Raw genomic sequence first — 22812 nt, 5'->3', positions numbered from 1 at the left:
CGCGACCGGCTCGTCAGCCGCCGCCGGCGCAGCCGGGCCCGGACCGAAAACCCTTCGCCGGCAGAAGTGTTCGCGGCGGGTGGGGGAGTGGGTGGTCGGCGGCGATGGCGTGCAGGTAGGGCGCCGCGTCGGTGTGCTGGCCGTCGATCCATACCCCGGCCCACATGCCCCAGCAGGCGTGCCAGGTGAGCGCCTGTTGGGCGCACCATGGTCGGGCCGGGCAGTTCAGGCATGCAGCGAGGGTGTCGCGCCGGTGTCGCCGGTTAAACCAGCGCTCCGGATCACGTTGGCAGGGCAGCGTTTTCGCCGGTGGCGCTGCACCGCGCACCAGCCGCCGGTGGGCCATCCTCGACAGCGGCCACCATGCTCGCCCGCAGTTGCGGGCACTGCGAAGTGCTCACCGAGCAATGCCGCTATAGCTTCGACCGGCTCGTCAGCCGCCGCCGGCGCAGCCACGCCCGGACCGAAAACCCTTCGCCGGCAGAAGTGTTCGCGGCCTGCACAGCTTGCGCCGAACTTGTGGCCAACCTGCAACCGCAGCTGGCGACCCGCGCAGGCTACGTCATCGACACCGGCCGCGACCCCGCGTTGGCGCCTTTCCATTGGCGGGCATCGCGCTGGGTCCTGCTCGGCCACGACGGGGGGCTCACCGAGCTGGCACAGGGCGCCCAAAGCGCCTAGCGGCTTAACCGCGGTTAAGTCTGTGCGGCCGAGCGCCGCCGCCGCCCCAATGCCTGCTCGACCAGATCTGAGGCGAAATCCTGCGCAGTCAGCAGCACATCGTCGCGTTTGGCCTCCAGCCACGCCTGACGAAGTCGCTGCGCAGTGCCCGGCCGCAACCGTAAGGTCCGCGGCGCCTCCCCCGACACCGCGGCCCCCGACCGCCCCGGGGTAGGCAGCGCCGACACCGAGACCCGGGGCTCTTCCGTCACAGTGACAGGTGTCGACGCCGCGATATCCCGGGCAAGCTGATGGCTTTCAGTCGCCGCACGAGTTTGAGCCCCCGCGCTCGACAACATGCCGACGACGGCGGCAGCAGTGTCTTTCTTAGGCATGATGCTTTCCTCGATTCCGTCGGCCCTCATCAACAAGGGTCATCACCTCAACAGTGAAGCTGGCGTATGCCTGCGCAAGGTCCGGATCGGCATCCAGATCACCCAGCACGACCTGCTCACTGACCATCCGCTCAGCGGCCGTGCGCTTCGGAATAATCGTGTCGAAGATCGGCAACCCGTCATCACGCAGCGCATGCAACGTCTCGCGACTGATCAACGTCTGCGACTCATACTTCGTCAGCAGAACCCCCAAAAAAACGGCTGACAGCACCTGATGTTTACGCAAGGTCGACGACCACTCCAAAAACATATTGACCCCCCGCCTCCCCCACTTGCTGGCGTCGGTCGGCACCACAAACCAGTCGGCGGCATTCAGCGCAGTGATCACCAGCTGACCCAAGTTCGGCGACAAATCCAGCACGATCGCGTCATAACCGCCATACACCGGCTCCAGCGCCATCGCCAGCTGTTCCTCACGCCGATGCATCGTCACCAGCTCCATGTCCAGCTTGGCCACCGCCAAGGTGGACGGCACCAAATCCAGCGCATCCAGCCGTGTCTTGCGGATCACCTTGCCGATCGGCGCGCCCTCCCCGATCAAGTCGTAAATGTCGAACTCCACGTCATCGTCAGGATCGAACATCGACGTCGAGTTGCCCTGCGGGTCACAATCGACCAGTAAGGTGCGCCATCCGCCCCGCGCCAGGCCGGCGGCGAGGTTCACGGCAGTGAACGACTTACCCACCCCACCCTTGTGATTAGCGATCGCAATCACTTCCGCTTTCACCATAATCACTCCTTTAACGTCTGCCGCATCTATTACAGCAAGTGACCGCGTGTCCGGGTGTCACAGCGACGGCGTGTCGCGGCGATCTGATCACCGGGGCACGGTGCGATTCAGCCACCCAGACGCGGAGTGATGACATGATCGGGTGATGTTGCGACACCGCGGCGCCGTGACGAGATCGCCAGATCACAGCGCGACGCTGCGACCGCATCACGCCATCACCGGGTAACCGAGCCTCAAGATCACGCGGCAGCGCCGCGATCACATGATCGGATCACCCAGGGATTCGGTCACGCTGTCACTAAGTGATGGCGCCACGCGGTGGCCTTGTATCGCCATGATGCGGTCACGCGGTCATCACGCGACTCCATCACCGAACGGCGGTGTGACCATGTGACCGGGCGAGCCGGCGATCGAATCATAAGGTCACCCCGTGATCGGGTGATCGCGTAAAGAGATCATCGGATCACCCGCGATGCATTCACACTGTGACCGCGTGATCACGTGGCCCCGTGATTCTGCGATTCAGTGATCTGCACTTATGCTGCTCGGCGCGCAGGCGGCCATCAATTGTGACGGGCACACCGCGACGACGGTCCCCGGACGACTAGGCGCAAACGACGAGAAACCCAGCTGCGGGTCCGGCATTGGATATGCGCGTCGGTAACCTCGCGCCGAGTGCAATGCCGACCGCCGGCGGGGGAGAGGCGAGCCGACGTGCGCGTTAACACGATGGTCATTGCCGCGCCCACCGGGATGCCGCAACGTGCAGCGCGAAGCAGTGTCGTCTGGTGAGGAATTTGCACGCACCAATTCATCAGCGTCACTGGCGACGCACGGCGGTCGGGCCACAGTCGGCAACCCCGAGCAAGTCCATGCGATCCCGGCGGGGGAGCGCCTGCAACAAACGCCGTCAACGCCACATACCCCGACGCCCTCACAGGGGCGCCACTTAACCGTGGTTAAGTCGCCCCGCGCCTCACAGCTCGCCGTGTTTCGCCCGGCTCCGCGGCCGCTACCGAGCGATGTCCTCGACGCCGGCGATGTAACCCGCCATCGGAGCCGGTCGCCGCGGTACCGGCAAGCAGCTACTGCCACCGCCAACGTCCATCGCTGACATCTATACGAGTGCGTGGTCGCTGGTGCTGTCTATTGCTCGCGCAGCGAACTGGCTGCGAAGCTGATCGGCACGGGCTAACCAGGCATGCACCACTAGGGGCGACCGTGCTGGAGTTCCCGCTCGGGCGCCGTGCACAGCTCAGTCGCCGCAATCTCAGTACCACCATCCTTGCCGCGGTGACGTTGCCCTCACAAGCATGAATCACCAACTCCTCAAGCCACTCCCGCTGCTCAATCTCAAAGCGGCCGGCCTTGGGCTCACCAGGCCGGTCATGACCGCGCGCAGCGGCGCGGACGGACCCAGGCCTGCGCGCGAGGCCCGAGCGAATACGCTGCGCCTCTCGTGACGTGCCCGATGGTGGGTTCGCTGACCGATTGAGGCGATGACCGTGTCCGCAGCCAACCCGCTGCGGTGACCACTTAACCGCGGTTAAGTCGTCACCATGAACCACCGCGGCTATGCCGCCCTTTGGCTCGGTCGCAGCCTCTCACCCGATCCCGACCCTTTCCAGCGTGTCGAAGCGACAGGCGCTTTCAGGCGCCGTAAACTGCCGCTGTCTCATCCGAAGTACCCCGGCAACGCCGGGGGAAGCATACGGAAAGGCCATTCATGGCTGTTCACGTCGTTCTCAATCAGAAGGGCGGCGTCGGCAAAAGCACGATCGCTGTCAACCTGGCCGCCGTCACCGCCGATGTCCTCAACCACAACGACGACCCGGACGCGAGCTCACCAGTAGCCGCGGTCTCCATCGACCCCCAAGGATCGGCCATCTGGTGGGCCGCGCGAATAAACGATCTTCCCTTCCATATCGTGCAAGCCCACGACGACCTCGATGGCCTCAAAAAACTCGGGGAACTCCCCGGCATCCAACACGTCTACGTCGACACCCCCGGATGGATCGACCTCGGCGCTGGCGATGACTCCGCCGACCCACTGGGCCGCGGACCCGCCGCTGACGCCTTACGAGTAGTGCTCGATGTCGCCGACCGCATCATCGTGCCCATCGAAACCGAGCCGCTCAGTTTCGACCCCACCGCACGCACGATCAGCAAAGTCATCCAACCCCGACACATCCCCTACACTGTCGTCATCAACAACTGGGACCCCCGCGACGGTGCTCACGACCTCAACGAGACCAAAGAATTCATCAAAAACAACGGCTGGCCCCTGGCCCACACTGTGATCCGGCACTACAAGCTGCACGCCCGCGCCAGCGCCGATGGACAAGTCGTCACCGAATACCCGGCCAATAGGGTGGCGCTGCAAGCCCGCGAGGACTTCTTCAAATTCGCCCTCGAACTCAATGTCGGGGACGGCCGCTAATGGCCCGCGGGCAACGCACCAACCTGGCCAGCCTCAGCAGCTCCGTCGGCGACAAATCACCGGTCGAACAACTCACCGCGATGCCCAGCCGCACCACGCCGCTGACCGACCTGACGCCCAATCCCCACAACCCACGTGACGACCTCGGCGATCTGTCCGATCTGGAATCGATCGCCGACATACAACTGCAGCCCGCCGTCGTCGTCACTAAAAGCGCCTACCTCAAGCTCTATCCCGACGATGTCATCACCGCCCGCTTCGTCGTCATCAACGGCTGCCGCCGCCTGGCCGCCGCCCACAAGTACGGCCGCACCGACTTGGCCGTCGTCATCAACGACGACATCGCCCGCGACCGCATCACCCTCATCTCGGCCTCGATCGCTGAAAACGTCGACCGACAAGACTTCGACGTCATCGAAGAGGCCAAAGCCGTGCAAGCCCTGGTCTCCGAATGCGGCAGCGCCGTCGACGCAGCCACCCGCCTACGTAAAACCCAAGCCTGGGTCTCCCAGCGCCGTGCGCTCTTGGCGCTAGACCCCCGACTGCAAACCGCCCTACGCCGAGGCGAACTGGCCATCCGGGAAGCCCGCACCCTGGCCCGCGTGCCTCTCGAGGAGCAAGTCGCACGTTGGCAAGCCGCCCAAGAACGCAACGCCGGCCCACGTCCGACCAGCAACCCTCCCGACGCGCGCGATCCCAGCCCGTCGCGCGTCATCGCCCGCGCACTGCGCCAATTCCCCGCACAGCCGACACTCCTGGCCGATGCGTTGCGAACCCAGCTCGGGCCCGACGGAGTCAAGACACTACTCGCGGTGCTCACCGACGAACCCGCTCCGGTCTGACACATCAGCCTCATCGTCACGTGACGATTCAACACCGTGATACCCCGAGCCTATTAAAAACCGCGCGCCGCAACCCTCATGCGCCGTTCCGGCGCGACGAGGCCCACGCCGCGCGTGAAGCGGTCTCGTCAAAGCTGGTCCGCCAGGTCTCCCAGATTGCCCGGCACCATGAATTGAGCCAACGCGTCCAGGTAGTTGCGCGCGACGGCGCGGTACTTATCGGCGGCTTCGTGCGTGGAGCGATCGGCGTCCAGCAGCTCTTGCTGCGCGGCGATCAGCAGCCGATTGGCCTCGGCTAGCGAAACAATCTGTGCCCGAAGATTATCGACCACTGCGCTCGGCGGTGGGGAAGGGGCGACTGCGGGCTGCGTTGGCAATTCGTCGGTGTAGACATACCAACGCAACCGCTCCGGACGGGGCATCGCCCCGCCCCGAATCTCGCCGGCCTTAATCGCTCGGATGATTGTGCGCGGGTCCTTGCCCAACCGCTTGGCCGCTTCCGACAGCGACACCACCGCACCACCCGGTGTGGTTTCCACACCCGGCGGCGGCTGCTTGGGCTGTGTCATCGTCGGTAACTCCGGCGCGAAATCGCACTACTCCCGGAAAGGCCATATGCTGCTAATTAGCAACATCATAACGACATGGCGGCTCAATATCGGCCTGGATGCCAAATTTAACGACACGGATGTCCTAAACTAACGACACGACGATCAGCGCCGAAGACACCGCCGAAGTCCGGAGGATAAGGTGAGCAACAGCGAACAGCGCAAGCTGACAGGCAAAGTCCTGGTGCGCTTTACCGAAGAAGACCTCGAAGTGCTGCAACGCGAGGCCGACCGACAAGGCGTCAGCCTCCCATCGCTCATGCGCGAACTGAGCCTGCGCACCCTCGTCCCGCAGGCATCCTGACCCCGAGCGAACCACCGCACCCGCGCCCAACTAGCCAACCGCAGGTCTTTTCCGTGTGATCCCGCACGAGCAGCATCGCACCACGCCGGTGAGTAACACCTCGGTAGTGCGGCCCGGTGCTCGCCCGGACCCGGGCAGATCAATAGCCATACAGCGCTAGTTGTGTGAAACCACACCGTCGGTGAGCCCTTGGCGAGTCGCCAGGCCGGCGGCGCCGCCCGTGCGCTGTGCGGGCGGTGGTCGTCGCAGTCATACCTCATACCACGGACGGAATCGGCGCGCTCTCGCTCTGAAGTCCGGTGTGCGTACATTCTCGGCCAGAATACTGTTGTAGCGCTCGACTTTTCGTGGTGCCGCGTGTGTAGCCTTGATCCGCTGATGCGGCTCCGAGCATGGCTCAAGCGAATGCGTCGGCTCGGTAGCCACCCCCAGCAGCTAATAACAGCGGGGGATTGGTCCCATCCGCCCCGGCCAGTGGTGATCGTTGCCGATCCAGGGCCATCGCCGTCGTCGCGGCGAGCACGTCAGCACGTGGCGGTGCCGATCACCCGGGACACCGCCGATAGCGCGGGACACATGGGCACAGACGGCGTCGACGAGATGCAAGCTAGGCATCCCCGGCCACCTGCAGATTAGGCGTATTCGCCCACATCCGACGAACCTCCCCGAGGAAATGGGGGGCCGCCAAGGATGGGCGCCCACCGGCGCGAGATAACTATGCCAATCAGCACCTGACGCCCGAACTTTCGGCTTGGGATGCGCAGCTCCTCGAGGGAAGTCGCAGCCAGCGATGGTTGCGTATGTCATATCAGCCGGGCGAGATCGCCGTAAACGATAACCCAATCGACTCCGGGGGAAAGGTTGCTGAGATGCTGGTGCGGCTATCTGGCGATTGATTATCCCTGCGCGACAACGCACATGGAGTTGGTGATGCTGCGGCCGGTGACGGCTTGCTGCTATGTCGCGACCGGGCAGCTGGTAGCGCTGACAGCGAAAGTCGCCTTTCTGGGCGCCGAGCGGGCCGATGAGGCGGGGGTTCAAATCGCGATAATGAGGGCGGCTAGAGCTGGCAACCGATGTGACTGCGCCGGTGTAAAGCGGCAGCTCACAAGGCCTTTCGGCAACACGATCGGTTGTGGCCCTGCTGAGCACGGCTGAAACAACGCGTCGGTCAGTATCCGATCGAAGGAAGGTAAGCGCCTCTTGGGTCTTGATATAGGCCTTTTGTCATCAGGTTCAGCAGGTACACAACGCGCAACTGCTGGCGAAAGCACCAGCGCAGCAGTTCGCAGTTGCGCGCCGGCACCAAGAAGCCTGGTCCAGGAAACGCCTCGGCTGCCGATATCAGCGCAATGAGATCGTCATTAGTTTCGGCGACGGAGTGCGTGAAAAATCCAATTCCCGTGGTGTAGCCAGTGATCCGGCCGTGACGTTCGACGACCCGGGCCGCCGACTCAGCAACGGCGTCTTTGAGTTCCCCCGCGCGGTCATGGCCGTGTACCCGCACACACAGCGCATCACACTCCTCGAGATCGCTATCCACTGCCGCTCGGATGCCATAACCCGGATACGCCAGCTTTACTGGGTGTCCCTGCACCGCGACCAATGGTTCACGGACATCGAAACCGAGCTTGGCGTACAAACTCATCGATCGGTTGTGATAGGCGACTTGCACCAACCGCACCCCGGGCGTGTGTTGTGCAGTGCATCGCTGGAGCACTTCCCGCATCAACGTGGTGCCAACGCCGCAGTTCTGCACGACGGGAGCCACGGTCAGCGGACCGACACTGAAGATCGTTGAGCGTTCATCGAGAAAGTTGCTTCCGATGATTCCACCATCGTGTTCTGCAACCAGGCCGAAGATACCCGGATGTGCACTCAGCGCTGCTATTAACGCTGCTGCCGGCGAGCATGAGGGAAACTCAGCGGGGAACCGATGGTGATCAGCAATTGCTGCGAACGCTTCGTAGCATATCCGCCCGCACTCCGGCGCGTCGGCTGGAGTTGCGAGACGCACTCTTATGTCCATGTATGGATCGCCCTCTCGTGTCGGTCGATCTAGCTCTGTGCATGGGCTCCGCTGGCCGGTTGCCCTCCTGAGCCTGCGTGAGCCATTCACGCGGTTTTTCGGCACTTCGTTAGGCCGAGCAACTACCGCAGCCGAACATCTGACAGCCTCGCTATCTCGTGTGGCACAGACCCGTTAGGTCAGCCAAGTGATCACCATCCGAGACGCCGCCGGGTATCGAGCCAGCGCTTCGCCAATCTGGCCCTCTGGCATGACGTCAAGCACTGCGCCTCAACAGAACCGAACTAGTGGCCCCACCCGGCGCACCAGGTGCTGGTGGGTGTTGTCGATCAGCGATTCGGTGAGTGGGCGTGCGGAGGTGCAACATTGACGTCACCGATGCGTGCTTTATGACGGTTGACTGAGCGAGCAACCCCAGCAGGGTGCATTGCCGTACTTTGACAAACCGGTACACACGCAACAAAATTCCCTGAACAAGCACTTCGCTGCTACGACGAGTCAGTCGTCGGACGCGCAGCAGCAGCTGGTTGACCAGCCGGAGGACATCCCGCGAAAACGGTGGTTGAAGACTTCGTGCCGATGCTGCGTCCCAGGCGTTTTCGCAATAAGTACCGAGCGCGCGGCAGCAGTTACCGGGTTGGACAACTTATCTCCTCCACTGGATAGGGGCAGTCAAGGCGCAACCGGCGCCGGCCTTATCGCTAGCGCGTCGCTCACCCGGCTGCCCGGGCCGAGGCTTCACTTCGACTATTCCCTGTGACCGGGCCTAGAGCATCGGCCGAATCGCTTATATATAGACGAGGCGATTTGCTAACAGCCGACCGGAATGCCAATAAGGATCGCAGAAACATACGCATGGCCGCGCACCAGGAGTCCGGAGTTCTCGGCCGCTTCGACGTCGACTTCGAGATGCGCTGGAAACAGCGACTCCACTGGGAGCTATCTCGGACCTGCGTCCGGACACGGCTTACCACTGCTCGGGAGCACCGCTGGCGCGGCTTGAAGGTGAGAGAGCCATCAGCCGGCTAGTTGCTCGATTCGACCGATCACATTGGACCACGAAGCGGTTTTGCAACACCCGAACAGGACCTTGATCCGCGGACTGACCACACTTCCGATCTTTCTAGACGAACCTGTCCGACGCGCACGTCTGTGAGGCCTAGTGAATATTAGACGCACAAGCCTGCTCGGGACGACACCACGACGGCAACGAGCGACAGTTCCACGGTCATGCCGGTCGCGCGGACGTACCTTCATGCGCCACCTCGGCCGGTGACGTTCACCCCGCATCGGCAGCCCCGACGCATACATCGTTAGAACCTGCGGAATATACCCGTTCCGACGTACGTTGAACGACTGCGTTTCATGCACCGTGGCAAGGATAAGCGGAGATCAAAATTGTGCGCGCAAGCGCAGCCGACAGACTGGAGCAAGCCTGGGTGAGCGAGATGATCCCCACCGGAACTGTGACACTGCTACTGGCAGATGTCGAAGGGTCGACTCGGCTCTGGGATTCAGCTCCTGGCGAAATGACTGCTGCCATCGCCACGCTCGATCGCACCCTGTCAGAAGCGAATGCGACGTACGGCGGCGTTCGGCCGATCGAACAAGGTGAGGGTGACAGCTTTGTCGTGGCATTCGCACAGCCCAGCGATGCGATCGCCTGCGCGCTGGAGCTACAAAGAGCACCCCTTGCTCCTGTCCGGTTACGCATCGGTGTGCATACCGGCGAAGTGCAATTACGCGATGAAGCCAACTACGTCGGACGCACCATCAACAGATCAGCGCGGTTACGCGATTTGGCGCACGGTGGGCAAACGGTGCTTTCTGGCACCACAGCAGATCTAGTCATCGACCGTTTGCCCGCAGACGTGTGGCTAACCGACCTTGGCACGCATTACCTTCGTGATCTGCCTCGGCCAGAGCGGGTCGTCCAGCTGTGCCACCCAGAGCTGCGCAATCACTTTCCGCCCTTACGCACATCGAGTTGTGTTGTGACTCATAGCATTCCTACACAGCTCACCAGCTTCATTGGACGGATCGACGAACTCAACGACGCAGCACAACTGTTGGCCGACAACCGACTGATCACTCTCACCGGAGCGGGAGGAATCGGCAAAACACGGCTGGCTCAACAGCTCTCGGTTCGGCTAGCCGGCGGCTTCCATGACGGAGTGTGGTATGTCGACCTTGCGCCAGTCAGCGGCGCCGACCTCGTCGCCAGCACAGTCGCCCGGACGCTGGGTGTATGCGATCAACCGGGACGCTCGGCAATAGACAGCCTCACTCATGCCGTCGGCGATCGCCACATGATGATCGTCTTGGACAACTGCGAACATGTACTCGACGTATCCGCGATGGTCGCTAGGGACATGATGGCAGGCTGTCCAAGACTGAAAGTACTTGCCACCAGTCGCGAGCCCCTTGGGGTGGCGGGCGAGGTGATCATGCGGGTTCCATCGTTACCGATAGCTGGCGACGCAATCCAGCTGTTCGCTGAACGGGCGCGGCTTGCCCGGCCCAACTTTCAGATCACCGACGACAATGCCGCCGCCGTGACCCAGCTCTGCCAGCGGCTTGATGGAGTGCCACTGGCTATCGAGTTAGCCGCTGCCCGAATGCGTGCAATGTCGATAGTAGAAATTCTTGAGGGGCTGCACGACCGCTTCCGGCTACTGAACCGCGGTGCCCGCACCGCAGTGCCACGCCAACAAACCTTGCGTGCCTCCGTTGACTGGTCACATGCACTGCTGACTGAACGCGAACGAGTTCTGTTTCGTCGACTGGCCGTGTTCATGGGAGGGTTCGACCTCGACGCTGTCCGGATGGTCGCAGGCACTGGCAAAGCCGAACGCCACCAAGTGCTGAATGAGCTCAGCCAACTCGTCGATAAGTCACTGGTGCTGACCGAAGAACATCGAGACCGAACACGCTACCGACTCCTGGAAACGGTGCGTCAGTACGCCCTCGAAAAGCTCTGCCACTCCGGTGAAATCAACACAATTCGCACTCGCCATCGCGATTACTACCGCTCACTGGCGGCAAAGTTCGACACTTTGACACCTACCGACGTGGAATCGCACGCCGAAGTAGCGGAAATCGAAATCGATAACCTCCGCGCGGCTTTCGCTTGGTGTCTTGAGCAAGCTGACGCTCCTTCAGCGCTGACCCTTGCCTCGTTTCTACAGCCGTTCTGGCGACGGCGCGGCAGAATCCAGGAGGGGCTTCGCTGGTATGACGCGGCCCTCGCCCTCGCCGACACGGCCGGTACCACACTCACACCGGCAGTGCACGCACGGGCGCTAGCTGACCGGACCATGCTGACCGTGTCAGTTGCAGACCCCGGGCGCAAGGACGCGGCAACGGAAGCATTGGAGCTTGCGCGCGAGATCGGAGACCCCGGGCTTTTGCTCAAGGCATTGAGCGCGTGGTGTTGTGTCTCGTCCTATAGCGCTGAAGCTGCCGAGGAAGCCTTCTCCGAGGCCATTAATCTCGCCCGATCCGATGGAGATCTGACGGCGTTGAGTCAGCTCCTTCCGTTCCAGGCATTTGCCGCCTTACTCGCAGGCGATCCCATGGGGGTGCTTCAATCCGCGCAAGAAGGGCGCGACATCGCCCGTTCAATCGGCGATCAATTCACTGCACGGCACTGTTGTTGGAACATCGGGATGGCGCGACTGTGCAGCGGTGATCTGAAGGGAGCCCTACACCAATTCGATGAAGTGATGGCCGACGCTGACGCATACCAGGACCCGATCTTCAGTGTGGGCGGCCGCTTTGGTCGCAGCATGGCGCTCGCGTTCCATGGTCAAACAGCAGCAGCCGTTTCCACCGCTGCCGCCGCAGCCGAGCAAGCCGCCGAACTCAGCGATTCCCTGGCGGGCTTTACCTACGCGGGCCTTGCCCTGGCCGCCTTGGCCGCCGGCGACGTTGCAGCGGCCGAACAAGCCAGCGAAGCGGCGCGCTTGAGCCTACGGCCGGAACTGCGGGCACTTCATTGGAATCCCCGTGCGGAGGTCGCGCTCGCCCGGGGCAACCTCGCTGCGGCTCGACGTGCCGCCGACGACGCTGTTTCCACGACAACCGGTTCGAACGCCTCCAGGGCGCTGACGATTCGGGCGCGGATTGCGGCCGCACAAGGACAGATCGAGCACGCTCGGCGTGACACACTACGGGCCTTAGGTTGCGCGTCGGAGACGAACGCGTATTTGAGTACACCAGACACGTTGGAGTGCCTGGCCAGCTTGGTGCACCATGGGGGCAAGTGGCGAGACGCAGTACGCCTCTTAGGGGCCGCCGAAGCGATGAGAGATCAGTTCGGGCAGGTCCGCTTCCAAATTTACGACATTGAGTACCAAACGTTGATCACCTCGCTTCGTGAGGCGCTCGGCGACCAGGAATTCGAGGACTTCTGGGCCCAGGGCGCCGCACTGTCTACCGAGGAGGCGATCGCATACGCCCATCGCGGCCATGGCACCCGCAAACGGCCGTCGCATGGCTGGGCTTCCGTGACGCCCACGGAGCGCGACGTTGTCCGGTTAGTCTGCGCTGGACTTGCCGATAAAGACGTTGCTGCAAAACTTTTCATCTCGCCGCGCACCGTACAAACGCACCTCACCCACGTCTACCGCAAGCTGGGCGTTCATTCGCGCGTTCAGCTCGCACAAGAAGCTGCGCCGTATGTCTAAGCAGCACTGTGGGCGTCCAAGTCGCTACAGCAACGTCGGCAATACCTCACCTTTCCGCCCGAACCCGTCTAGCAGCTTCTGCAGAAACGCAGACCTTGGTGACGAACCATTGGTGGTGTCGGCGACCAGGTGACGGTGCACCCGTGAAGACTGCCCCGATTTACCCGGCGTTTCAAAGCGATCGTGGCCGCGGCCGCGCAGGACGTACACGGTCGCGTCTTCGGTGGACACGCCCGGATTTTCAAGGGCTCAGCGCCCTTAATGCACTGTCTCCCATAGCCTCGCACACCGACGTGGTGAGTGCCTCACGCTGCCGCGGGACGCCAGATGGCGAGTTGAACGCGCGGCGGGGGAACTACCTTGCGAGAGGCAACCTCGTCGAAGAGTTCGTAGGAGATGCTCGGCCCCGGCGACAATAGCCTGAACAGTCAGGCGCCGCCGGATCAATCCGAGGACCTCTCGACCGGCGCCCGCGAGGTGTTCGACGACATTGCGCCCGATAACACCGAGGGCGCCCGCCACCAACGTCCGGGTTTTGGCATCGTCAATCGGTTGGATTGTCACGACGACTCCGTTCTGTAGGGCAGTGGGGACTGGACGGGGGTTGGCTTGCCGAGCGCATTCACCCATCGCCGTTGAGTAACAGGCTCAACTGGGCGCGCGAGTTGATGTCGAGCTTGCCGAAGATGTTGCGCAGATGAGTGTTCACGGTGTGCGGCGAGAGGAAAAGCTGTTGTGCCGCAACACGATTGCTGGCCCCAGACGCGACGAGGTGAGCGACTTTAAGTTCACCGTCGGTCAGGCTGCCGATACCGGTTTTGGGTCGCGGTGGAAAAACGATCCGTCGTGCCACGCCGTGCTCGCGCAACACATGGGCGACTCGGTAGGCATCTGCCGAGGCCTGGCAGTCGATGTAGGTATCGAAGGCCGCATTGAGCTGGTCGACGGCTTCCGGGCAACGCTGTAGGCGGGCGAGCTCACGGCCGGCGTCTTCAGCCGCGGCTGCGTACAGCAGCGGACGCGAACAACCCTCTAAAGTCTTCGCCGCGCCCAACAATCCATCTGCGTCACGCTCGAGAACGGCGCTAGCATGGCATGCGACGGCGAAAAACAGTGACACAGGCAGGTTATCGCGCCTCAATGTCGCGGCTGCTTGCATGACGCGCGAACGCAGGCTGGCATCACCGGCACCGGCCGCCACGCGGGCAGCCAAGATGAGGTGATCAAGGTCTGCCATCCACAACGGGGTCTGTAGCAGCGGGAAATCATCGGCAAGCCAGCGCAGCGCCTGGTGCACGTCACCACGCTGCCACGCCGCATGGGCCAGCGCCGCAAGAGCTTCACGCCGCACCGCCGGCCCACCGTGCGCACGAGCGTCGCGCGCCTGGATGCCGACCTCGCGCAACAATACACGGTCATCGGTATGGGCGGCGATCTGCGACAAAGCAATCATGCCGATCTGGCCACCGAGCCGGCTCCACGTCATACGCTCTGCGGCCGGTACAGAATCAACGACTGCACGCGCTGCGCTCAGTCGCCCCAACGCCAGTTCGAGCAGCGCTCGCAGCCCGGTAAACAGCCGCAATCCCATCAGGTTGTTGTTGACCCGTGACCGACGCAATCCTTCGCCGACCGCCGCCGCGGCTTCTTCGGCCGAACCCACCGTAATCATTAGATTTGCCCGGTTCGCCGCAGCGACCAGCTTGATCACCCCGGGCTGGCTGGCATGCATCAACTCGCCAATCCGGTCCAGACGAGTCTTGGTGTCCTCGGCTTGCCCCTGCGCGCAGACGAGGTTGGCCAGCGCCACTTCCGCCAACAGCCCACTGGCCGTATCACCGCTTGTCCTTGCCGCAGCCAGGGCCTGCTCGGCGGTCTGGCGAAGCTCGTCATCTTGGCCGTCCACCGCCAGGTTGTAGGCCAGCCACGCGAGATGGCGTGTCCTGATGTCGTCGCTAATGTTGCTCAATTGGAGTGCGCGGCGATTCTCCTCTGCTCGCCGGCCGGGCAAGTGGGTCAAGCTGGCGGTGGCGAGCCGAACCTGCGCCTCCTCTTGCGGTGACAAGTCGCTGCGCAGTGTTGCCGCGGCGAGTTGTTGGGCCTCGTCATAGCGCATGGCCTGATTGAGCAAAACGACGGTTTCAGCCACCAGAGGGCCACGCAGCCGGTCCTGCAACGGCAACAGCTGCAACGCGTGATTACTTATATCGGCGGCAGTGCCAGGATCACATCCGGCCAACGAGTGAGCTGCTCGTCGCAGCGCGGCGATCGCGGCCTGATCACCCACCTCAGCACTGCGCGCAAGCTGGGGCGCTACCTCTGCCGGCGCGGCCCCGCTCTTTAACAGCGTGGTCGCCGCGTCACGCTCCATCGCACGCAGCAGCGATTGTGGCAAAGACTGGCGGGTGGCCTGGCGCAATACGTCATGGCGGAATCGGAGCCGGTCCCCGTCTTCGACAAGCAGGTCGGCGCGCACCGCCTCCTCCACCGCCGAAATCAGGCCAACCGGACGACGTTCCAGCATTACCGCCAGTAAGCCCGCTGAAAACCTCTCCGGCAGAACCGAAGCCACCTGCACCATGCGCCGGGTATCCGACGCCAACCGGTCCAACCGCTGCTGCATGGTCGCTGTCAATCGCTGCGGCAGCGTATCACCAACGACGCTAGCGCGGCCCCCCGAAACAACGATCCGGCCTTCCTCCTGCAAGCCCTCGACCAGCTCGGTGACAAGAAACGGATTACCATGCGACTTATCAGCAAGATCCAACAGTGACTTCTCCGCCGTGGCACGCACCACATCCTGGACCATTTCAGCCACTGCTCTGGGAGCCAAAGCACCGAGCCGCAGAATCAAGGCACCTTCACATTCAAGCAAGCTGATGGTCTCGCCAACTACCACACCGCCCGCACCAGTGCGAGCGGCAAGCACCCACAACACCGGGGCGTCGGCAAGCTTCGCGGTCAACAGCTGCAAGGCCAGCAGGGTCGCATTATCAGCCCACTGGATGTCATCAATAACGATTTCGAGCGGTGTCACGACAGCCGCGGCGCTGACAGCCTGTAAAAGGTCGTGCAGCACCCAGGACGGCGAGTCACCACTGCCGAAATCACCGGCGGATCTGGTATCGCCAACCGGTCGATCGCTATGCGGCGTCGCCATGAGCAGAGGCGCGAACGGCACCGCCTGCTGATACGCAAAGCATTGGCCGAACAACGGGCGCACACCATCGCCGGCGCCGGACACGCATTCCCGCAACAACCGACTTTTTCCGATACCCGGCGGTCCCTCGACGACGATTACGCCGCCGCGACCGGCGGCCAGCCCGCGCAGGCGCTCGCAGAGGATCTTCAACTCCTCATCACGACCGCGAATCGGCGTCGTCACGATTCGTCACCAGCCCTGCATCCGCATCTAAAAGAGCACAGTCGGCGCGCTGCGATGCCAGGCTGCAAACCGCTCACATCCACAGCTATTGGTAACGCCGTACGCCGTCTCACATAACGCAGCAGCACTTGATCAACTTCATCTAATTGATCAGCCATGGGGGCCTCCGTGAGCGGCTGATGTGGGTGCCTACCGAGTGTGGGCCTCTGGCCAAGGCCTTCGAGTCCGCCACTTGCTAGCCAGAGTGCTAGTCGACGTCGAGGCCGACGAGAAACGGCGGGCGTCGATAGCGCGCCCGAATGCCGAAGAGAACCCGCCGACCAGCGCCGACGTCGCCACACATGCGCGCGAGGCTGGGAGAGCCCAATACTCGCTTGGCCGGGCCTTAAGAATCACGCGGTATGCGATGGGCTCACAGGCATGCTCGGCCGAGGCTGAGCGTATGACCATCGCCGCCGGACCGGTCGCGCCCTACCCCGCGCAACGCATAAGTGCTGACGGGCATCCAGGTATTCATTACGAAAGCTTCCGAGACTACGTGCAGGCTTTGCAGGCCATCGGTGAAGTGCAGCAGATCGACGAACCGATCCACTGGAATCTGGAAATGGGCGCAATTATCCGCCGCTCCACGGAGATGAAAGCCGCTGCTCCTCTCTTCAACCATGTAATCGGTGCCGACGCGGGTCTGCGGGCGATGGGCGCCCCTGCAGCAACAAGCCGGCAACCGGGGTTGTACCTGGCGCGTCTGGCGATGATGATGGGCCGCGATCCGCGCGCGACCGCCCTGGAACTTGTCGAGGCCTATGTCGAGGCCAAGTCGCAGCCGGTTCTCTCGCCGGTTTCAGTCCCGCCGGATTCCGCTCCGTGCAAGCGCAACGCAATGCTCGGTGACGACATCGATCTGATGCGCCTGCCGGTGCCGTACATCCACGATGGCGATGGCGGACGCTACATCCAAACCGCCGGCATCAACATCGTGCGATCGCCAGACCGCACTTGGACTAACTGGTCGGTCAACCGCGCCATGCTCGTGGACAAGAACCATCTCACCGGTCTGGTGATACCTGAGCAACACATCGGCATGGTGCACGGCATGTGGAAACAGCAAGGCAAACCGACCCCGTGGGCGTTAGCACTGGGCGTGCCGCCCGCGGCGATGATTGCCGCTGGCGCGCCGATGCCCGCCTACGTCAGCGAGCACGACTTCGCCAGCCAACTCACCGGCGCAGCGATGCAGATGGTCGCCTGCGAGACGGTTGACCTCGAGGTGCCGGCGTCAGCTGAAATCGTGCTGGAGGGGCTGATCTCCGACTCCGAAATGGCAATGGAAGGGCCCCTGGGCGAGTACGGGGGGTACACGATCGGTGAACCCAAGCCATGGCCGCTGTTCACCGTTACCGCTGTGACCTATCGCGATCGAGCGATCCTGCCGGTGATTGCCCCCGGCCGCCCCGTCGAGGACGTACATACGATATGGGGATTGGGCATATCGGGTGAAACGCTGCACCTGTGCCGTGAAGCCGGATTACCGGTTACAGCCTGCTGGACACCGCTGGAGTCGGCGACACATTGGATGGTCGTCACCGTTCCAGACAGTTGGCATGACCAAACCGGGCTTCCCGTAGACGAATTCCTGCATCGGCTCGGCCAAACCATCTTCGCTTCCCATCCTGGCTGGCAGTTCCCGAAGATCTTGGTGATTGGTGACGACATCGACCCAAGCGACCTCGGTCAAGTCGTGTGGGCGTTCGCGACGCGGTGTCACCCGGGTAGCGGCGAAATCCTTTTCTCGATGACGAAGCTGGGGGAGTGGGTGGCTTATCTTGATTCGTCCGAGAAATACACTGGCCGTGGCGGCCAGGCGTTGTACAACTGCCTGATGCGTAGCCAATCGTTTGGGCGGCCACTGCCGGAAGTCGCCTCCTTCACGACCTCTTATCCCAGAGCTCTGCAGGACAAAATCCTTGCGAACTGGGCGAGTTACGGATACCCGCCCGACTGACACTCCCCGCATGGAGGAAGGTACATGGGACGCCTTATTGTCGGAATCACCGGCGCCACCGGGATAGTTTATGGAGCACGTCTACTTGAGGTGCTCCAAGCATCCCTGGTTGAGACGCACTTGGTGGTCAGCCGGGCGGCGGATATGACACGGGCGCATGAAACCTGCTACTCCGCACGCGATCTGCGCGACAAAGCCGATGTGACTTACACCATCGGAGATGTCGGAGCCGCCATTTCCAGCGGATCTTTCCCCACACTGGGCATGATCGTCGCGCCCTGCTCCATGCGCACTCTCGCCGAGATCGCTACGGGAACCACTACCACACTGTTGACGCGCGCGGCCGATGTGTGCCTCAAAGAGCGCCGCCGCCTTACATTGCTAGTACGCGAAACCCCGCTCACCACAATACATCTGCGCAACATGCTCGCCGCGACCGAAGCAGGGGCGATCATTTTTCCACCTGTGCCGGCGTTCTACGACAATCCCCGGACTATTGATGACATCGTCGACCACACGATTGCGCGTGTTCTTGACCTGTACAACATCGACACCGGTCTCATCCGTCGATGGGGCGCACCACCGCCCGATGCGATCGTCGGCACCGATGCACCGTATGTCAGCGCCTCGGAGACCCTGTGAAAACCGTGTTCCTACCGCAACGATTCGGTGGTGCCCGGCAGCTTCGCCGCCGGGCACCACGAAACGTAACCAGGAGCCATCACCCGAGCGGTGCATACGGTGTAAGAACTTTTGCGCCCCGGGCTGTCCACACTCAACCAGGTTGCGGTCCGAGACGCAGCTATTGCGAAAGAGTTCTGCGGCAGCTGTTTAGACGGTACGACCAACCCAACAAGGTCGCACTGACAAGTCCCCGTCGAGCAGCCCAACTGATCTGGCCATGCCGCTTTAAGCCGTGGTTATGCGCGCTGAGCGGATAAAACATCGTGGTCCGATTTTCGGCTTGGACAGCCACAGCCACCCACCAGTGGTTGACTCGGTCATGCTTGGGATCGACCCCGCGATTCGCAGGGAACGACACAGTAATTCCACGGACACTATGTGACATACAGGCGCGACAAAGGAGCTATCAATGGACTTAGGATTGGCCTCCCATACCGCGCTTGTGTGCGCGTCGACATCAGGTCTCGGCCTGGCCACCGCCCGGGCTCTTGCGGCCAATGATGCCACCGTCGTCGTCACCGGCCGCTCGGCCGGACGCGCCGAACAAGTAGCGGCCATGCTTCCCAAGGCAGTCGGCCTCGGCGCAGACCTAGTGGCCGACGGCGGCGCGCATGCGTTAATCGCTGCGGCAAACGATCGCGTAGGCGACATCGACATTTTGGTGCTCAACGGGCCCGGGCCGGAGCCAGGTCGCGCCACCGACATCGACCTTGAGGACATCGACTCCGCGGTAGACGCGTTGGTCAAGCCCCACGTGCTGCTCGTGCGGACGGTGCTGCCCGCGATGCGGGCGCAAAAGTGGGGACGCATCCTCAGTATCAGTTCGACCAGCATCGAGGCCCCGCTGCCCAATCTGGCATTGTCAAACCTAGGGCGCGCGGCACTCGCCGGCTTCTTGAAGACCCTCGCGACCGAGGTTGCATCGCAAGGAATTACAGTGAATTCCCTACTGCCCGGTCGGATCGCCACACCGCGGTCCCGACGAATCGATGAAGCAGCGGCCGCGAATGCCAGCGTCCCGATCGAAGAGATCGAAAAGGCTTCAGCAAGCCAAATCCCCGCTGGACGCTACGGTGAACCCGATGAGTTCGGCAGTGTCGCCGCGTTCTTATGCGGCACTCCCGCGTCGTACCTCACCGGCACAGCCATCCGTTGCGACGGGGGGCTAGTCCCCACGCTGTAACACCGCCAAATCACCACGCCGGCAGGGCTACTTGTTTCTCCTCTATTAGTCGGGTCACCTAACAGCGCAATCATGCAAGCTGCACGACGACGACGCCATTTCTCGGGACCGCACCTTCCTGGCGGCCCACAACGCCGACCCGCCGGTCTATCGCGCACCGGGTCCTGCGGGCGTTGGGCGCATTATGCTGCGGATGGTGAGAGCAGGCCCGCCGGGCGCGGGCACTCACGGTGCCGCTCTTGGTGGCCCCTGGCGCCAACGACCGGCTGGTTGCCGTCGTCGCCGGATCGACTGCGTCGGATCGGCCCACGTCGAGTCGACGATCAATCCCGGCTGTACCACAAGGACTTCAACGAGCCCGAACGCGATCAGGTACTGGTCGACGTGGCCTGGCGGGTCAAGGCACGGCTATCGTGCCGACACACTGCGCAAACCCCAACAGTTCAACGCCTGACGAATGTGCGCGAGAGCCGGTAACCCGCGTTACTGCTTGTGAGGCTGAGTTCCCTAAATTTCGCTCGCGATCCGATGGCGCTACGGCCCTCACGAGCCTCATTCTTGGCCAGAGGAGCCTAACCCCGGTTAATCGCAGAACTGACCGGACCTAACGGACGTGATGGCGAAGTGTGTGATGGTGCTGTACTTCGGATCCGCTGACGGGGTTCCCCCGCCGTTATGAATAGGAAGTGCTGCCTCACTTGTAGGAGTTGAAACCGATGCCGGCGTCCTTCTCGAGAGGGTGCAGACGATAACCGGAGCCGGTGCGCCGGGTTACTCAAGCTGATGGTCTCCGGCCTTCTGATTGAGTTGTGCCAGTGCGCTCCAGATATGACACGTGCCGTGTGAGTAGATTTCGACGATATTACCGAAGGGGTCTTCGCAATAACATACGAAAAAGCCGATGCCTGGCGCGAATTCCCAGACGGCGCTGCGTTGCTTGCCACCGCTCGCAGCGATCCGTCGCGCCAAGCCTTCAACGTCGGGGTCGACCACGCAGAAGTGAAACGTACCAGTCTTATGGAGATAGAACTGTTGGTTCTCGTCGCTGCCCCGCCTATCTGGCTTGGGTTCGGAGAACTCGAATAACTCCAGACCGACGCCGTTACCGGCGTCCATCATCGCGATCTTGCCGGTCACCACATGCGGCCCCAGCATATCGGCGACCAACCCACCGAAATGGCCTTCGCCAGCGGTGTACTCCTGCGGCTCATGCAGGACTTGGAAGCCAAGGACGCGTTGATACCAGTCGATTGCCTGCTCGGCATTCGTGACTGTCACACCAACGTGCGTGATCGTGCGCGGCTGCTCCGAGGTAGACATCTGACTCATTGCCGACTCCTCCATGAATCATTTGTTTAGGCAGTGGATCTCGGCTTTGTGTCGACTTCTCCGTTGGCCCACCTGCCGACGCACTTAGGCTGACATGTCGGTCCAAGCCACGCCCATCGCACGACATGCCATATTTAGCGATACGACGACGACCAGCAGCGTGCAGCCTAATGGCCCTGGTATTAGGCTAAATGGCCTCGGAACACCAACTTACTGCCAGGTGCACCCAATCATTCGGCCTCCCAGCACCGATCAGACACCTCCATCGCCGTCTGGTCTGCTGGGAAGCGTCGATCCGCTAGTTTTTAGCTGAACAAACGAATCGGCGCTTCGGCTGGGGTGGTACACACAGGTCGAACCAGCTGTCGTATTGGGCCAGTCGAGCCTTGTGCAGGTGACCGCCAAGAAAAAGACGCTTACTAGCAGCACCCCGATGGAGATGAGGCTGGCAACCAGCAGCTTCCGCACACCGCCGGCCCGGCTCACGAAACCGGCTTCGTTCCATGGGCCGGGCTCCCTACTGGCACTGGTCCCCCTCGCGAAAAGAATGGATGCCGAGGGCAAAGTTCGTTCTGGAGGCGAGCTATTGGTGATCCCATCGATCGCAACGTCGGTTAGGTGTCTTTCCTTAAGTCTCATCGACATACTCCCTAATCCAGTACTGACGGCCTCCCTGGTGGTCACCCTGACGTCCGCGGGGGTGACGACCGTCTGTCTGTGTAAACGCATCAACTAGGCGCACTACGTGCGACACGCTCTCACCGACGATGTGTCTCTGCACACGTCAGTGGCTTGGACACCTGTAACGCGTCGCTTGGGCCCGAGCGCTGCCTCCTCCGTGGCCGCGATTGGGTCCAGGCGAGTCCCGACCTTGCGCATGAACCATGCCGGGCGCCGAACTTGCCAGTTGTGTGGCGAACCGGTGAGCGCGACTACTCCACACAGCTTGGCCACCGAATGATTCTGCGGCATAGCAGAACTCGTGCGACGTGGTGCGCGACGGCAACTGTCAGACCGCCGTGGCTCGTCCTGAACCTATCGCTCATAGACCAGACGGCCGGCCTATTCGAACCTCTTCGGACACCGACGCGAGTGAGCGATAAGGGTGGCTCGTGCGGACTGCAGTCCAAGCCCGGCGTGCGGGGTTGAGTTACGAGACCCGAACTGCCACAGCAGTAGTCAACCTGCATTGTTTATGCGCGCCTGGCTGATACGGATTCCTACCGCGTATGCGTCGATGCGCAGACCGGCCAGACAGCTGCGTGTGGTGGCTTGTCGATCCACAGTCACCGAGTGGCTATGCCTGGTTGTGACCGCAGAAAGGTTGGCGTCGAAATCCAGACCGCGACGTCAGCAGAGCGACCGTAGTCTGATTCATAGAACTCACGGAATGGACGTGACTGTGGATCGACAAGCCACCACACGCAGCTGTCTGGCCGGTCTGCGCATCGACGCATACGCGGTAGGAATCCG

The 22812-nt window shown here is 62.4% G+C and carries 17 protein-coding genes; 9 read left to right on the top strand and 8 right to left on the bottom strand.

The window, feature by feature from the left end:
* Window positions 1-13: 13 nt before the first annotated feature.
* Complete coding sequence (locus tag A5622_RS27885) at window positions 14-346, bottom strand: WhiB family transcriptional regulator (protein WP_082994534.1); 333 nt, start codon at window positions 344-346, stop codon at window positions 14-16.
* Here A5622_RS27885 and A5622_RS05740 point away from each other — a divergent pair.
* On the top strand, window positions 310-681 hold the full coding sequence (locus A5622_RS05740) for a hypothetical protein (protein ID WP_197507957.1): 372 nt from the start codon (window positions 310-312) through the stop codon (window positions 679-681). The genes A5622_RS27885 and A5622_RS05740 overlap by 37 nt on opposite strands.
* A gap of 14 nt (window positions 682-695) precedes the next feature.
* Here the strand turns inward: A5622_RS05740 and A5622_RS05735 are convergent, their stop codons facing one another.
* Both A5622_RS05735 and A5622_RS05730 read right to left on the bottom strand, forming a co-directional pair.
* Window positions 696-932, bottom strand: a complete 237-nt coding sequence (locus tag A5622_RS05735) for a hypothetical protein (RefSeq protein WP_232002172.1) — start codon at window positions 930-932, stop codon at window positions 696-698.
* Between the two features lie 115 nt (window positions 933-1047).
* The gene (locus tag A5622_RS05730; RefSeq protein WP_232002171.1) at window positions 1048-1845 is read right to left on the bottom strand and encodes a ParA family protein; all 798 of its coding nucleotides are present in this window, start codon (window positions 1843-1845) and stop codon (window positions 1048-1050) included.
* Window positions 1846-3571: 1726 nt separating this feature from the next.
* On the opposite strand from A5622_RS05730, the gene A5622_RS05725 reads away from it, so the two are divergent.
* Both A5622_RS05725 and A5622_RS05720 read left to right on the top strand, forming a co-directional pair.
* Window positions 3572-4285 (top strand): ParA family protein, encoded by a 714-nt coding sequence (locus tag A5622_RS05725; protein ID WP_066877231.1) that lies wholly within the window; start codon window positions 3572-3574, stop codon window positions 4283-4285.
* The gene (locus A5622_RS05720; RefSeq protein ID WP_066859888.1) at window positions 4285-5127 is read left to right on the top strand and encodes a ParB/RepB/Spo0J family partition protein; all 843 of its coding nucleotides are present in this window, start codon (window positions 4285-4287) and stop codon (window positions 5125-5127) included. Before A5622_RS05725 ends, A5622_RS05720 begins: the two co-directional genes overlap by 1 nt.
* A 128-nt stretch (window positions 5128-5255) precedes the next feature.
* On the opposite strand, the gene A5622_RS05715 is transcribed toward A5622_RS05720, so the two are convergent.
* On the bottom strand, window positions 5256-5696 hold the full coding sequence (locus A5622_RS05715; protein WP_066859885.1) for a hypothetical protein: 441 nt from the start codon (window positions 5694-5696) through the stop codon (window positions 5256-5258).
* A 181-nt stretch (window positions 5697-5877) separates the two neighbouring features.
* On the opposite strand from A5622_RS05715, the gene A5622_RS28940 reads away from it, so the two are divergent.
* The gene (locus tag A5622_RS28940; protein ID WP_156748702.1) at window positions 5878-6039 is read left to right on the top strand and encodes a hypothetical protein; all 162 of its coding nucleotides are present in this window, start codon (window positions 5878-5880) and stop codon (window positions 6037-6039) included.
* A gap of 1171 nt (window positions 6040-7210) precedes the next feature.
* Here A5622_RS28940 and A5622_RS27880 read toward each other — a convergent pair.
* Complete coding sequence (locus A5622_RS27880) at window positions 7211-8056, bottom strand: GNAT family N-acetyltransferase (RefSeq protein ID WP_232002170.1); 846 nt, start codon at window positions 8054-8056, stop codon at window positions 7211-7213.
* Window positions 8057-9507: 1451 nt separating this feature from the next.
* Between A5622_RS27880 and A5622_RS05695 the strand changes: the two genes are divergently transcribed.
* Window positions 9508-12756 carry a LuxR C-terminal-related transcriptional regulator gene (locus A5622_RS05695; RefSeq protein WP_066877233.1) on the top strand — a complete coding sequence of 1083 codons (3249 nt, stop codon included), beginning with the start codon at window positions 9508-9510 and terminating at the stop codon, window positions 12754-12756.
* Window positions 12757-12780: 24 nt separating this feature from the next.
* Here A5622_RS05695 and A5622_RS28935 read toward each other — a convergent pair whose 3' ends face one another.
* Window positions 12781-12987: a hypothetical protein gene (locus A5622_RS28935; protein WP_156748701.1), complete on the bottom strand. Its 207-nt coding sequence runs from the start codon at window positions 12985-12987 to the stop codon at window positions 12781-12783.
* Window positions 12988-13152: 165 nt separating this feature from the next.
* Between A5622_RS28935 and A5622_RS05690 the strand changes: the two genes are divergently transcribed.
* On the top strand, window positions 13153-13338 hold the full coding sequence (locus A5622_RS05690; protein ID WP_066859870.1) for a hypothetical protein: 186 nt from the start codon (window positions 13153-13155) through the stop codon (window positions 13336-13338).
* A 40-nt stretch (window positions 13339-13378) separates the two neighbouring features.
* Here A5622_RS05690 and A5622_RS05685 read toward each other — a convergent pair whose 3' ends face one another.
* Window positions 13379-16141, bottom strand: a complete 2763-nt coding sequence (locus A5622_RS05685; protein WP_232002169.1) for a LuxR family transcriptional regulator — start codon at window positions 16139-16141, stop codon at window positions 13379-13381.
* 442 nt (window positions 16142-16583) lie between these two features.
* Between A5622_RS05685 and A5622_RS05680 the strand changes: the two genes are divergently transcribed.
* From A5622_RS05680 to A5622_RS05670, 3 genes are all read left to right on the top strand, one after another.
* The gene (locus A5622_RS05680; protein ID WP_197507956.1) at window positions 16584-18143 is read left to right on the top strand and encodes a UbiD family decarboxylase; all 1560 of its coding nucleotides are present in this window, start codon (window positions 16584-16586) and stop codon (window positions 18141-18143) included.
* Between the two features lie 24 nt (window positions 18144-18167).
* Window positions 18168-18785, top strand: coding sequence for a UbiX family flavin prenyltransferase (locus A5622_RS05675; RefSeq protein ID WP_066859867.1), 618 nt, complete (start codon window positions 18168-18170; stop codon window positions 18783-18785).
* Window positions 18786-19236: 451 nt separating this feature from the next.
* On the top strand, window positions 19237-20010 hold the full coding sequence (locus A5622_RS05670; protein WP_066859864.1) for an SDR family oxidoreductase: 774 nt from the start codon (window positions 19237-19239) through the stop codon (window positions 20008-20010).
* A gap of 771 nt (window positions 20011-20781) precedes the next feature.
* Here the strand turns inward: A5622_RS05670 and A5622_RS05665 are convergent.
* The gene (locus tag A5622_RS05665) at window positions 20782-21339 is read right to left on the bottom strand and encodes a VOC family protein (RefSeq protein ID WP_197507955.1); all 558 of its coding nucleotides are present in this window, start codon (window positions 21337-21339) and stop codon (window positions 20782-20784) included.
* Window positions 21340-22812 lie beyond the last annotated feature (1473 nt).

This window comes from Mycobacterium sp. 1245801.1 (assembly GCF_001673055.1).
GTDB lineage: Bacteria > Actinomycetota > Actinomycetes > Mycobacteriales > Mycobacteriaceae > Mycobacterium > Mycobacterium europaeum_A.
Note: the sequence above shows the minus strand (reverse complement) of the source record. Positions and strands in the feature narration are given on the sequence as shown.

Excerpts from the sequence above, each read along its gene's own strand:
- A5622_RS27885 (WP_082994534.1), bottom strand. The coding sequence starts at position 346 with ATGGCCCACCGGCGGCTGGTGCGCGGTGCAGCGCCACCGGCGAAAACG.
- A5622_RS05730 (WP_232002171.1), bottom strand. The coding sequence starts at position 1,845 with ATGGTGAAAGCGGAAGTGATTGCGATCGCTAATCACAAGGGTGGGGTG.
- A5622_RS05725 (WP_066877231.1), top strand. The coding sequence starts at position 3,572 with ATGGCTGTTCACGTCGTTCTCAATCAGAAGGGCGGCGTCGGCAAAAGC.
- A5622_RS05720 (WP_066859888.1), top strand. The coding sequence starts at position 4,285 with ATGGCCCGCGGGCAACGCACCAACCTGGCCAGCCTCAGCAGCTCCGTC.
- A5622_RS05715 (WP_066859885.1), bottom strand. The coding sequence starts at position 5,696 with ATGACACAGCCCAAGCAGCCGCCGCCGGGTGTGGAAACCACACCGGGT.
- A5622_RS05690 (WP_066859870.1), top strand. The coding sequence starts at position 13,153 with ATGCTCGGCCCCGGCGACAATAGCCTGAACAGTCAGGCGCCGCCGGAT.
- A5622_RS05680 (WP_197507956.1), top strand. The coding sequence starts at position 16,584 with ATGACCATCGCCGCCGGACCGGTCGCGCCCTACCCCGCGCAACGCATA.
- A5622_RS05675 (WP_066859867.1), top strand. The coding sequence starts at position 18,168 with ATGGGACGCCTTATTGTCGGAATCACCGGCGCCACCGGGATAGTTTAT.
- A5622_RS05670 (WP_066859864.1), top strand. The coding sequence starts at position 19,237 with ATGGACTTAGGATTGGCCTCCCATACCGCGCTTGTGTGCGCGTCGACA.
- A5622_RS05665 (WP_197507955.1), bottom strand. The coding sequence starts at position 21,339 with ATGAGTCAGATGTCTACCTCGGAGCAGCCGCGCACGATCACGCACGTT.